Annotated in this window: 11 protein-coding genes; 6 read left to right on the forward strand and 5 right to left on the reverse strand. The window is 71.4% G+C overall.

Features of this window, described 5'->3' with window-relative positions:
• Nucleotides 1-95 precede the first annotated feature (95 nt).
• The 4 genes from ABFJ78_RS23525 to ABFJ78_RS23540 all read right to left on the reverse strand — a co-directional run bounded on the left by ABFJ78_RS23525 (nucleotide 96) and on the right by ABFJ78_RS23540 (nucleotide 3,919).
• Nucleotides 96-422: a hypothetical protein gene (locus ABFJ78_RS23525; RefSeq protein WP_436388508.1), complete on the reverse strand. Its 327-nt coding sequence runs from the start codon at nucleotides 420-422 to the stop codon at nucleotides 96-98.
• Nucleotides 423-538: 116 nt separating this feature from the next.
• Entirely contained in the window at nucleotides 539-1,702 is a 1,164-nt protein-coding gene (locus tag ABFJ78_RS23530) for a lactate 2-monooxygenase (RefSeq protein WP_436388509.1), read from the reverse strand.
• A 196-nt stretch (nucleotides 1,703-1,898) separates the two neighbouring features.
• Nucleotides 1,899-2,465, reverse strand: coding sequence for a GNAT family N-acetyltransferase (locus tag ABFJ78_RS23535; protein ID WP_436388510.1), 567 nt, complete (start codon nucleotides 2,463-2,465; stop codon nucleotides 1,899-1,901).
• Nucleotides 2,462-3,919 carry an APC family permease gene (locus tag ABFJ78_RS23540; protein ID WP_436388511.1) on the reverse strand — a complete coding sequence of 486 codons (1,458 nt, stop codon included), beginning with the start codon at nucleotides 3,917-3,919 and terminating at the stop codon, nucleotides 2,462-2,464. The genes ABFJ78_RS23535 and ABFJ78_RS23540 overlap by 4 nt, the downstream gene beginning before the upstream one ends.
• A 173-nt stretch (nucleotides 3,920-4,092) precedes the next feature.
• On the opposite strand from ABFJ78_RS23540, the gene ABFJ78_RS23545 reads away from it, so the two are divergent.
• The 4 genes from ABFJ78_RS23545 (at nucleotide 4,093) to ABFJ78_RS23560 (ending at nucleotide 9,411) form a co-directional block, all read left to right on the forward strand.
• Nucleotides 4,093-4,725 carry a GOLPH3/VPS74 family protein gene (locus ABFJ78_RS23545; RefSeq protein WP_436388512.1) on the forward strand — a complete coding sequence of 211 codons (633 nt, stop codon included), beginning with the start codon at nucleotides 4,093-4,095 and terminating at the stop codon, nucleotides 4,723-4,725.
• Between the two features lie 313 nt (nucleotides 4,726-5,038).
• Nucleotides 5,039-6,199: a saccharopine dehydrogenase family protein gene (locus ABFJ78_RS23550; protein WP_436388513.1), complete on the forward strand. Its 1,161-nt coding sequence runs from the start codon at nucleotides 5,039-5,041 to the stop codon at nucleotides 6,197-6,199.
• 121 nt (nucleotides 6,200-6,320) lie between these two features.
• Nucleotides 6,321-8,405, forward strand: a complete 2,085-nt coding sequence (locus ABFJ78_RS23555; protein ID WP_436388514.1) for a M4 family metallopeptidase — start codon at nucleotides 6,321-6,323, stop codon at nucleotides 8,403-8,405.
• A gap of 76 nt (nucleotides 8,406-8,481) precedes the next feature.
• On the forward strand, nucleotides 8,482-9,411 hold the full coding sequence (locus ABFJ78_RS23560; RefSeq protein ID WP_436388515.1) for a hypothetical protein: 930 nt from the start codon (nucleotides 8,482-8,484) through the stop codon (nucleotides 9,409-9,411).
• Here the strand turns inward: ABFJ78_RS23560 and ABFJ78_RS23565 are convergent.
• Entirely contained in the window at nucleotides 9,384-10,856 is a 1,473-nt protein-coding gene (locus ABFJ78_RS23565) for a flavin-containing monooxygenase (RefSeq protein ID WP_436388516.1), read from the reverse strand. The two genes, ABFJ78_RS23560 and ABFJ78_RS23565, sit on opposite strands and share 28 nt — an antisense overlap.
• A gap of 66 nt (nucleotides 10,857-10,922) precedes the next feature.
• Between ABFJ78_RS23565 and ABFJ78_RS23570 the strand changes: the two genes are divergently transcribed.
• Together ABFJ78_RS23570 and ABFJ78_RS23575 are read left to right on the forward strand one after the other, a co-directional pair.
• A complete protein-coding gene (locus tag ABFJ78_RS23570; RefSeq protein ID WP_436388517.1) occupies nucleotides 10,923-11,513 on the forward strand; it encodes a TetR/AcrR family transcriptional regulator in 591 nt (196 codons plus the stop codon).
• Between the two features lie 259 nt (nucleotides 11,514-11,772).
• Entirely contained in the window at nucleotides 11,773-12,618 is an 846-nt protein-coding gene (locus tag ABFJ78_RS23575; protein ID WP_436388518.1) for a chitosanase, read from the forward strand.
• Nucleotides 12,619-12,648: the final 30 nt, after the last annotated feature.

The following is a 12,648-nucleotide window of genomic DNA, read 5'->3' on the forward strand; positions in this document are numbered from 1 at the left end:
GCGCTTCGCGCCGCAGTGCTGATTCAACGCACCCAATGTGGCCTTCGGTGCGTCTCACGCACCGAAGGCCACATTGGGGCGCTTGGGACCTGCGCTCAGCCCTGCTGGTTCGGGTACTGCTGCTGGGCCTGCGGCTGCCCCTGGAACTGCTGCGGCTGACCCTGGTACGGCTGCTGCTGGCCGGGCGCCGGCGGCTGCTGGGCGAACTGCTGCTGCGGCTGCGGCGCGGACTTCGTGCGGCTGATCGCCACCGAACCGCCGATCAGCACCAGGCCGAGGATGCCCAGCCCGATGCCGAACGTCGGCTGCATGTCGCTGGCCCAGGACAGCAGGCGGAACTCGTAGTCGAACTGCTCGAGGACCAGCGAGCCGAAGCCGAGGACGGCGAACAGGATGCCGATGCGCATCATGATCGAAGACATGGAAAACCCCCAACGGGAAAAGGGAAACAGGAGCCGGCCGCCCCGACGGCCCGCGATGGGACTCGAAGATTAGCCGCCGGTTCCCGGGCTGTCCCCGGCTTTCCCGATTCGTTACCTCACGTCCGCTGGAGCGAGTCCGGGCCCAGGTCGGCGAGGGTGCGGTGGCCGGAAAGTCCCATGGTGAGGTCGAAGTCCGCCAGCAGGCTCCGCAGCACGTGCCGGACGCCGTCCTCGCCCGCGTGCGCCAGGCCGTACACCCACGGGCGGCCCACCAGCACCGCCCGCGCGCCCAGCGCGATCGCCTTGAGCACGTCCGCGCCGGTGCGCACGCCCGAGTCGAACAGCACCTCCAGGCGGTCGCCCACCGCCGCGACGATCCCGGGCAGCGCTTCCAGCGCCCCGATCGCGCCGTCGACCTGGCGGCCGCCGTGGTTCGAGACGATGACCCCGTCCATCCCGGCCTCCGCCGCGCGGCGCGCGTCCGCGACGTGCTGGATGCCCTTGAGCACGATCGGGCCGTCCCAGTGCTCGCGGAGGAACGGCAGCTGGTCCCACGTCCGGTCGGTGCCGGTGATCATGCCGATCCAGGTCAGGATCGCCGTGCCGCGGTCCTCCTCCGGCGTCTTCTGCAGCCGGGAGAGGAACACCGGGTCGGTGAACGGGACCGCGAGGCCCTCCCCCTGCAGGAACGGCAGGTACGACTGGTCCAGATCGGACGGTCGCCAGGCCAGCGTCCACGTGTCGAGCGTGACGACCAGCGCCGTGTAGCCGGCCGCCTTGGCCCGGGCCAGCAGGCTCGCGCAGACGTCCGGGTCGCCGGGCCAGTACAGCTGGAACCAGCGCGGGCCGTCACCGTTGGCCGCGGCGGCGTCCTCGATGCCGGTCGACGACGCCGTGGACAGGATGAACGGCAGCCCCACCGAGGCGGCCGCGCGGGCGGTGGCGGACTCGCCGTCCGGGTGGACGATCGACTGGACGCCGACGGGCGCGACGGCCACCGGCGCGGCCAGCCGGGTGCCGAGCACCGTCGTCGAGAGGTCACGGTCGGTCGCGCCGGTCAGCATCCGCGGCACGACGCGCCAGCGGTCGAACGCCTCGCGGTTCGCGCGGGCGGTCGCGCCGGAGCCCGCCGAGCCGGCGACGTAGGAGAACGGGCCGGGCGCCATGACCTCGCGGGCCGACTCCTCGAGCTTGGTCGCGTCGGTCGAGCACGGCGGCAGCACCCCACCGAGTCCCTGCAGGTAGAGCTCGTTCTGGTAGCTGCCGAAGCGTTCGGTCACGGCTTCCTCCTCGCGTTCGAGGGGGCACTGTACCCGCCGGTAACGGGCCCAGGCCGGGACGCGCCACATCGGCTGCATCGGCGGCCCGCCCGGCGGCCGGAACACGGGCCCGCGATCGCGGAACCCGAGCACTCCGCTCTCGCCGCAACACCGGGCCCACCCCGCCGGACGCAACCCCAGCCCACCGACAACGAACTCAAACCGGGACGCGCCACATCGGCTGCATCGGCGGCCCGCCCGGCGGGCGGAAAGCGGGCCCGTGGTCGCGGAACCCGAGCCGCCGGTAGAGGCGCGTGCTGTCCGGGGAGCTGGCCTCCAGGTACGTGGGCACGCCCTCGGCGTCGTAGCGGGCGAGGCCGTGTCCCAGCAGCCGCGCGCCGATGCCCTGGCGTTGCCGGCCGGGGCGGACGCCGATGAACTGCGCGTGCCAGTGCGGCTCGGCGGGCTCGAGCCTGGCCATCATGCCGAGCAGGACGTCCAGCCGCTGCTGCTCGGCCGGGTCGAGCCCGGGCACCGGCTCGTCGTCGCCCGCGCTGCCGGGCAGCCAGATCACCGCCGCGGAGTGGTCTTCGGTGACGTCGACGCTGCCCACGGCGAACCCGGCCTGGACGAGCTCGCGGAAGAACGCCGGGTGCGAGACGGTCCGGCGGCGCTCGTCGCCGGGGAACACCCAGCGGCTCATCGGGTCGTCCTGGAAGGCGGCGACCAGGATCGCGAGCACCGCGTCCAGCTCACGCGGTGAAGCCGCGCGGACGTCGCTCACCGCGTCTCCACCAGTTCGTCTTCGCGCAGCGGGCCGCCGATCGCCGCGTAGACGTCCGGACGGCGGGTGCGCAGCGCCTCGGCCCGCAGGAACCCGGCCAGGCCGGCGAGCACCAGCAGCCCCGGCAGGCCCCAGCGCAGCCACGGGATCGAGCCCGCCGGGCCGAGCAGGACGTCGAAGTTGGCGACGATCAGCACCAGGACCGCGGTCAGCGTCACCGCCGCGAGCGCGGGCGCGCCCGCGCGCCGCCACCACGTCTCCCGGCCGGGCCGGCGGCGGAAGAACCCGATGACCGACAGCGAAACCGCGACCATGATGATCGTGACGCCGGTCGACGCGGTGACGCCGGTCCACGTGAAGAGGTCGGTGAACGGGTCGCGGCCGGCCAGCGCGAACACCGAGACGACGACCAGGCCGATCGTGGTCTGGACCAGCGAGCCGCCGATCGGCGCGCCGGTGCGCTTGCTGGTGCGGCTCAGGCCGTCCGGCAGCAGCCCTTCCCGGCCCAGCGCGAAGAAGTACCGCGCGACGGCGTTGTGGAAGCTCAGCAGCGCGGCGCACTGGCTGGTCAGGAAGAGCACGTACGCGGTGTCGGCGAAGGCCGTGCCCAGGTACTGCCCGCCGAGCCCGAACAGCAGGCCCGGTCCTTCGGCGGCGGCCCGTTCGACGATGTGGTCCGGACCGGTCGCGACCGCCAGCCCGAGCGAGGACGCGATGTACAGCACGGCCGTCAGCCCGATCGCGACGTAGGTCGCGCGGCCGACGGTCCGGCGCGGGTCGCGGCACTCCTCGCCGTAGGTGGCGGCGCCTTCGAAACCGAGGAAAACCGCGATGGAGAAAGCGAAAACGGCGCCGACGCCCGCCGTGAACAGGCTCGACGGCGCCAGCGGGGTCAGCGCGTTCCCCGCTGGGTGGCTGAACATGGCGACGTTCAAAACGACGAGCACCACGACTTCGAGACCGAGCGCGACGCCGAGGACCTTCGCGTTGAGGTCGATCCGGAGCACGCCGCCGGCCCCGACGACGAGCACCATCAGCAGCGCGATCGGCCACCACGGCAGGTCCGTCCCGAACGTCGTGTTCAGCCAGGTGGACACGGACAGCCCGAACAGACCGAAGACGCCGGTCTGGATGGAGCTGTAGGCGAGCACCGTCACGTAGGCGACGGCCGTGCCCGCGGAGCGCCCGATCCCGTGCGCCACATAGGGGTAGAACGCGCCGGCGTTCGTGACGTACCGGCTCATCGCGGCGTACCCGACGCCGAACAGCGCGAGCACCGGCGCCAGGAGGACGAACGACAGCGGGACGCCGACGCTGCCGGTGACCGCGTACGTCGCCGAGACGCCGCCGGCGATCGCGTACAGCGGACCGGCCGCCGCGACGACGAAGAAGACGATCTGGGCGGCGCCGAGCCGCCTGGTGCCGAGGCCGCGCCCCGGCGTCTGGGTTCCCATGGACCTTTCCCCGCGCCTAGGTGATCTTGGTCGGCGGCGCCCCAGAGTAGGGGGTTCACACCGTGCGACGGTACGTCCGTTCGGGGTAAACGTGACGGCAGCGAATACGGCGTGCAGCCGGACCGCTATCTTCGGCATCCTCACCGCGACCGCCCAGGGGGCCGTTTTCCGTCATGCGCCGGCTCACCTTGGTGGATTCGTTCTTCTTCCTCGGCCACGACGAGTTCACCGGCCGCCCGGTGCTCAGCCGGACGTCGTTGGGCATCGGCCTGGCCGGCGCGGCGTTGTGCGACTTGCTGTTCACCGACCGGATCACGGTCGAGGACCGCAAGGTGCGCGCGATCGCCGCGCGGCCACCGGGCATTCCGACGGCCGATCACGTGTTTTCCGAAATTGTTTCGGAAACGGGGACGTACAGCGTCCGCGAGTGGGTGAACCACCTGCGCGCGGAACTGCCCTCGATCGCCGCGGACAATCTGGTCGCGCTCGGCCTCGTCCGGCGGACGCCGGTGTTGGTGCGCCGATTCCGCTACCCACCGGCGGACCTGCTGGTCTCGACGGCGGCGCGCAGCAAGGCGAGGGCGGCGGTGTTCGGCATCGACCGGCCCGACCCGCACGCGGCGTGCTTGGCGTTGCTGGCGTGGACGGCGGGCGTGGACGACCTGTGCGAGCCGGAGCTGGACCGGGCGCGGGTGCGGGCGTGGATGGAGGACACGCACCACGCGCTGCCACGCCGGATCGCGGACGTGGTCGCGGGGGTGGCCGCCGTGGCGGCGGCGGTCGTCTACACGGGGGATCGCAAGTAGCGGCGGCTCCGGCGCCCAAGCGACGTGAATGACTCATTCATGTCACCTGACGACAGGGCTCCGGCAAAGTCGTGGCCGCGCGGTCTGCCCGGCGTCGCGGCGATGCCATGAAAGGGTCGTTCATGTCGTCTGACGAGGTGAACGACCCTTTCATGACATATGGGCGACCGGATCGACCGCGCTGACCTGACTTTGCCGGGACCCTGTCACCAGACGACATGAATGAGTCGTTCACGTCACCGAACCGCCCGGCACCCTCCCTTACCCACGGGTAACCTGACCCCGTCCGCCGTCGACGTCCCCTGGAGAAGACATGCGCGCGTACGACGTGGTCCTGTTCGGCGCCACCGGCTTCACCGGCGGCCTCACCGCCGAATACCTCGCCCGGCACGCGCCCGCCGAGCTGCGCTGGGCCCTCGCCGGGCGTAACCGGAGCAAGCTCGAAGCCGTCCGCGCGCAACTCGCGACCATCGATGCCCGCTTCGCCACCCTCGACCTGCTCGTCGCCGACTCCGGTGAGCCCGCGTCGCTCAAAGCCGTCGCCGAGGCCACGAAAGTCGTCATCACCACCGTCGGCCCCTACCTCACCCAGGGCGAGCCACTGGTGGCCGCGTGCGCCGCCGCCGGGACCGACTACGTCGACCTCACCGGCGAACCCGAGTTCGTCGACCGCATGTACCTCGCCCACGACCGCCGCGCCCGCGAAACCGGTGCGCGGCTCGTGCACGCCTGCGGGTTCGACTCCATCCCGCACGACCTCGGCGCCTACTTCACCGTCAAGCAGCTCCCCGAAGGCGTGCCCCTCAAGGTCGACGGCTACGTCCGGGCCAGCGGGATGCCCTCCGGCGGCACGTTCCTCAGCGCGCTGACCATCATGTCCCGCCTCCCCGCCGGCGCCCGCGTCGCGAAGGAACGCGCGGCCGCCGAGCCGCGGCCGGCCGGGCGCTTCACCCGCGCGCCGCTCGGACGTCCGCACCGCGTCGCCGACGCCGGCTGGTGGGCGGTTCCGTTGCCCACCATCGACCCCGAGGTCGTCCGCCGGTCGGCCGCCGCGTCCGAGCGCTACGGACCCGACTTCACCTACCGGCACTTCGCCGCCGTCAAGCACCTGCCCGTGCTCGCCGGCGGCGTGCTCGGCGCCGGCGCGCTGCTCGCCGCGGCGCAGGTCCCGCCCGCGCGGCGCGGGCTCTCCCGGCTGCTGGCACCCGGCAACGGCCCGAGCCCGCAACGCCGGGCACGGTCGTGGTTCTCCGTGCGGTTCATCGGCGAGGGTGGCGGCGAACGCGTCGTCACCGAGGTGTCCGGCGGCGACCCCGGCTACGACGAAACGGCGAAGATGCTCGCGGAATCGGCGCTGTGCCTCGCCACGGACGAACTCCCGGAAACCGCGGGCCAGGTGACCACGGCGACCGCGATGGGCGACGCGCTCATCGACCGGCTCACCAAGGCCGGCCTGCGCTTCCACACCCGCTGACCGATTTCACACCGCCGCGGCGTGAAAGTTCGCCGCTGTGATGGATCTTCTGCCGCTCCCGCACCGCGATTAGCGTCGATCGGGTTCTCCCTTCCCCCATCGCGTTTTCGCAAGGAGCGTCATGAGATTGCCGCAACGGTTCGCCGCACTCGGCGGGGCGACGGCGGCGGGCATGGTGGTGGTCGGCATCGCCGTCGCCGCGCCCGCCCAGCCCGTCCCCGCACCGCCCCCCTCCGCCGCGCAGGCCCAAGCCAACGCCACGAGCGCCGCGGCCGGACTCGTCAACGCCCGGCCCGCCGCCCTGCACGCCGGCACGCACGACAAGTTCGTCCAGCGGGACGTGCGGTCGGCCAACGGCCTGTCGTACGTCGTCTACGACCGCACCTACGACGGCCTGCCCGTGATCGGCGGCGACCTCGTCATCGCCACCGACTCCGCCGGCGCCGTCAAGACCACCTCCGTCGCGCAGCAGCATGCCCTCGGCGACCTCGACGTCCACGGCGCAAAACTCACCGCCGCGCAAGCCGAAGCCGTGGCGCGCACGCAGGTCCGCGGGCCGAAGAGCCTGCCGGGCGGGAAGCTCGTCGTGGTCGCCGACGGCAGCGGGCGGCTCGCGTACGAGAGCAACGTCGAAGGCACCGACGAACACGGCGAGCCGAGCAGCCTGAGCGTCTACGTCGACGCCGTGGACGGGCGCGTGCTGCGGACGGTCCAGCACGTCGCCGCGGGCACCGGCACCGGCAAGTGGAACGGCCCGGCGCCGCTGCCGCTGAACACGACGAAGTCCGGCAGCACGTACTCGATGGCCGACCCGAACACGCCGAACCTGGACTGCCGCAACTACAACAGCGACTCCGTCCTCACCGGATCGGACGACAGCTGGGGCAACGGCACCGGCACGAACATCGAGACCGGCTGCGCCGACGCGCTGTTCGTCGCGCAGACCGAAAAGACGATGCTCACCGAATGGGTGGGCCGCAACGGGTTCACCGGAAACGGCGGCGCGTGGAAGATCCGCGTCGGCCTCGACGACGAGAACGCGTACTACTACAACTCGCGGCCCGCGTACGTGAACCTCGGCCACAACCCCAGCGGCGAGTGGGTCGGCTCGCTCGACATCCTCGGCCACGAGATGGGCCACGGCATCGACGACTACTCCGGCTCCGGCGGCTTCTCCGGCGGCGGCACGCAGGAGTTCATCGCCGACACCTTCGGGACGGCGACGGAGTTCTACGCGAACGAACCGGCCCAGTACGACCCGCCGGACTACGCGATCGGCGAAGAGGTCAACCTGGTCGGCACCGGCGCGATCCGGTACATGTACGACCCGTCGAAGGTCGGCGACCCGAGCTGCTACTCCAGCTCGACGCCGAACGCGGAGGTGCACAAGGCGGCCGGCCCCGGGGACCACTGGTTCTACCTGCTCGCCGAAGGCAGCAACCCGGCCAACGGGCAGCCGACGAGCTCGACGTGCAACGGCAGCACGCTGGCCGGCATCGGCATCCGCAAGGCGATCAACATCATGCACGGCGCGGTGCAGCTGAAGACGTCCGGCAGCAACTACCTGCGCTACCGGACGTGGACGCTGCAGGCCGCGAAGAACCTGTACCCGGACAGCTGCGCCGAATTCGACGCCGTGAAGGCGGCGTGGAACGCGGTGAGCGTCCCGGCGCAGTCCGGCGACCCGACGTGCACGGGCACCCCGCCGACCACGACGACCACGCCACCGACGACCACCACGACTCCGCCGGGCGGGTGCGGTGGGCAGCTGCTGCGGAACCCGGGCTTCGAGTCCGGCCAGGCGTCGTGGACCGACCCGAACACCACCATCGGCCAGTGGGGCAGCCAGGCGCCGGCGCGCTCGGGCAGCTACGACTCCTGGCTCGGCGGCTGGGGCTCGGCGCACACCGACACGCTCACGCAGTCCGTCACCATCCCGGCCGGCTGCCGGGCGAGCCTGACGTTCTGGCTGCGCGTGTGGACGGCGGAGACCGAGAACGTCGTATACGACAAGCTCGTCGTGTCCGCCGGCTCGACGACGCTGGCGACGTACTCGAACCTCGACCGCAACTCGGCCTACGTCCAGAAGACGCTCGACCTGTCTTCCTACGCGGGCCAGACGGTCGCGCTGAAGTTCGCCGGGACGGAGGACCAGTCGCTGCAGACGTCGTTCGCCGTGGACGACACCGGGGTCACCGTGAGCTGACCCCCACGGGGCCTGCCACCTACTTTGGTGGCAGGCCTCGTTGCGTCCGGTGCGTCCGGTATTCATGCTTACCCGAATGGATGCGCTCCCCGAGAACGACACTGACGACACCGAAGTCGTCGACGCGGTCCGGGAAGGGCCGTTCGACGTGGCGTTCGACCTGGCGATCCGGCACCGCGGGCTGAGCCTGGAGGCGCTGCAGCGGCGGATGGCGATCCGGGGCGCCCAGGTCAGCCTGGCCACGCTGAGCTACTGGCGCCGGGGCCGTCGCCATCCCGAGGGGCCGCGCTCGCTGCACGCGGTGGGCGTCGCCGAAGGGTGCCTCGGCCTGCCCGCGGCCGCGTTGACCAGCCTGGTGACGCGGCCCCGGGTGCGCCGGGCAGAGCCGTGGCCGGGCGGGGTCAGCCTGGCCAGCGCGCTCGGGTCCGAGCCGACGGAGCTGGCGTCGTGCGACGGCATCGACCTCGACGGCAACGCCCGGCTGGCGCTGGCGTCGGTGCACCAGCGGGCGACGCTGGGCGCGGACCGCACCGAGCGGTCGGTGCGCACGGAGCTGGTGGTGACCAGCCGCGAGGACGGCGTCGACCGCTGGGTGTCGTTCTTCCGGCCCCAGACGGGCGGCGGCCACCAGCCCGTGCTGCGGTCGGCGCGCTGCTGCCGCCCGGGCCGCGTCCGCCGCGACGCCGCGTCCGAGCTGGTGGCGCTGGAGCTGCGGTTCGACTACCCGCTGCGGGCGGGCGAGACGTACGTGTTCGACTTCGAGTTCGCGTACGACGGGACGCCGCCGGAGACGAGCTACCTGCAGTTCGGCGTGCGCGCCCCGGCCCGGCAGATCATGCTGCAGGCGTGCTTCGACCCGGCGGCGGTGCCGGTGCGGTGTTACCGGTACGACGGCGAGGCTTCGGCGGACCGGCCCGAGCTGCCGGTGGGTCCGAGTTTTACGAGCCACATCGCGGTGCTGGACGCGCAGCCGGGCGTCTACGGCATGTGCTGGGAGTGGGACTGACCGATCTCGTAGTCCGCTTCGTCGAACGCGCCGACCCGCGACCGCAACCGGCTCGTCGAAAACGGCCAGCTGAAGCTGTTGCGCCCGTTGACATCCGTGTAGTAGCTCGAACACCCGCCGGACTGGTAGACCGTCCCCGGCAGCGCGGCCTGGACCTCCGCGTTGAACGCGTCCTGGACCGCCGGCCGCACCGACACCGACGTCCACCCCGAACGCAGCGTCCGCGTCACCGCCGAAACCGTGTGGCGCAGCTGGGCCTCCAGGATCATGAACGCCGACGAATGCCCGGTGCCGAGGCTCGGGCCCAGCAGCAGGTACAGGTTCGGGAACCCCGCCACCGTCGTCCCCGCGTACGCCCGCGGGCTGCCCTTCCAATGGTCGTCCAGGCTCCGGCCGTCGCCGTCGAAGACGCGCGACGACACCGGCATGTCGAGGATGTGGAAGCCCGTGCCGAAGATGATCGCGTCGACTTCGGCGGAAGAACCGTCCGCGCCGAGCACCCGGCTGCCCTCGAGAGCGCGCACCGCCGTCGGGTGAACGTCCACATGGGACTGGGTCAGCGAGCGGTAGTACGTATTGGACATCAGCAACCGCTTGCAGCCCAGCGTGTAGTCCGGCGTCAACGCCCGGCGCAGCGCCGGATCGCGCACGGCCACCCGCAAGTGCGCGAGCCCGATCTTCTGCACCTGCCGCAGCAGCCACGGGTGCCGGAACCCGAAACCGAGCGTCTCCATCGCCCCGTACTCCGCGCTGCGCAGCGCCCGTTGCAGCGCCGGGAACCGCCGCAGCAGGAACCGTTCGACGCCCGGGACCGCGTGGTCGGGCTTCGGCAGCACCCACTGCGCCGTTCGCTGGAACAGGTGCAGCCGTCCCACCTCAGGGACGATCCGCGGGACGAACTGAACCGCCGACGCGCCCGTGCCGATCACCGCGACCCGCTTGCCCGTGAGGTCGTAGTCGTGGTTCCACCGCGCGGAGTGGAAGACCTCGCCCGGAAAGCCGCCGAGGCCCGGCAGGTCCGGAATCAGCGGCTCGTGCCACGGGCCGGTACCGGCGACCAGGACCCGCGCGGAATACGGGCCGCGCGTCGTATCGAGTTCCCACCGGGAGCCGGTCCACTGCGCCCGCGTCACCTCCACGCCGTAGCGGATCTTCGCCGCGACGCCGAACCGCGACGCCGTGTCCGCCAGGTACGCCCGGATCTCGGCCTGCCCGGCGAACGCCCGCGTCCACCCGGGATTCGGCGCGAACGAGTACGAGTACAGCGCGGACGGGACGTCGCAGGCGCAGCCGGGATAGGTGTTGTCGCGCCAGGTTCCGCCGAGCGAGCCGGCCTTCTCCAGCACGGCGAGGTCGTCGACGCCGGCCTGGCCCAGCCGGATGGCGGCACCGAGCCCGGACGCCCCGGCGCCGACGACGAGGACCGCGAAGTGGCGTTGCTCCATTTTCGGAGACTAGCAGTATCTCAATACTGACGGTACCCCGATTCCGGACCTGGCTAGAGTGACCCCATGGCCCGACTCACCCGCGCGGAAAGCCAGGCACGCACCCGCGAGCAGCTGATCGAGACCGCCAAGCTGCTCTTCCTGCGCGACGGCTATTCGGTGACGTCGCTGGAGAAGGTCGCGGACGAGGCCGGCTACTCGAAGGGCGCGGTGTACTCGAACTTCCGCAACAAGGACGAGCTCTGCCTCGCCGTCCTCGACCGGATCCACGACGAGCAGGTCGCGCTGATCGCGGAGGCGCTCGTCGGCGCCGAGGGCGTCGAAGACCTGCTCGCCGCGTTCCAGACGTGGGCCGAGCGCAGCATCGGCGACGAAGCCTGGACGGCCCTGGAGGTCGAGTTCGCCACGAACGCGCGGCGCAACCCGCAGGTCCGCGCCGAACTGGCCGCGCGGGACAAGGCCATCCGCGACAGCATCGCCGGCCTGCTCAGCGGATACGCCGAGCGCTTCGGGATCACGCTCCCGATGTCGGCCGACGACGCCGCGACCGCGTTGCTCAGCCTCGGCATCGGCCTCGGCGTGCAGCGGGCCATCGACCCGACGATCCCGGTGAACGTGCTGCCGGACGTCATCCGCATCTTCACCGGGGCGCGCTGAGCACCTCGGCCCCGCCGAAACGACATGAATGAGTCATTCACGTCGTCAGGCGACATGAATGAGTCATTCACGTCGTCGCCGCGACCGTCCTTTGCGGACCCCGCCGGGTGGTCTGGACCGTTCACGAACATGAACGAATTCCGCCTCTTGTGGACCGTGCTGACTCTTCGCTACCGTGTCGCTACGCCGCAGCTCCACCCGCCTCACCCGTACCCGCCGTGATCCCCCACGGCGCACCCCGCGGAAAGGGTCTCCACCCATGAGCAAGAAGTTGCGGCCGGTCGTCATCGGCGCGCTCGGCGCGGCCTCCGTCGCCGCCCTCGTGATCACCACCCCCGCGCTCTCCTCGGCGGCACCCGCGCCACTCGCGACGCCGAGCGCGACCGCCCTCGCCGTCGGCGACCTGTCGGCCCCGGCGAAGAAGGAGATCGCGATGAAGCTGGTCTCCAGCGCGGAAAACTCGTCGCTGGACTGGAAAGCCCAGTACAAGTACATCGAGGACATCGGCGACGGCCGCGGGTACACCGCCGGCATCATCGGGTTCTGCTCCGGCACCGGCGACATGCTCGAACTCGTCGAGGCCTACACGGACTCCGTGCCGGACAACCCCCTCGCGAAGTACCTTCCCGCGCTGCGCAAGGTGAACGGCACCGACTCCCACGCCGGCCTCGGCTCGGCGTTCGAAAGCGCCTGGAAGCAGGCCGCGGCCACCACCGCGTTCCAGACCGCGCAGAACAACGAGCGCGACCGCGTGTACTTCAACCCGGCGGTCAGCCAGGGCAAGTCCGACGGCCTCAGCAACCTCGGCCAGTTCGCCTACTACGACGCGATCGTCATGCACGGCCCCGGCGACAGCTCCGACAGCTTCGGCGGCATCCGCAAGGCCGCGATGAAGAAGGCGAAGACCCCGGCCCAGGGCGGCGACGAAGCGACGTACCTCAAGGCGTTCTTCGCCGCCCGCAAGGTGATCATGAAGCAGGAAGAGGCGCACGCCGACACCTCGCGCGTCGACACCGAGCAGCTGAAGTTCCTCAACGACGGCAACTTCGACCTGCACACCCCGCTCAAGTGGAAGGTCTACGGGGACTCTTACACGATCAACTGACGCATCCGGCGTGGCGCCGTTAGGCTCTCC

Source organism: Amycolatopsis sp. MEPSY49, assembly GCF_051337345.1.
GTDB lineage: Bacteria > Actinomycetota > Actinomycetes > Mycobacteriales > Pseudonocardiaceae > Amycolatopsis.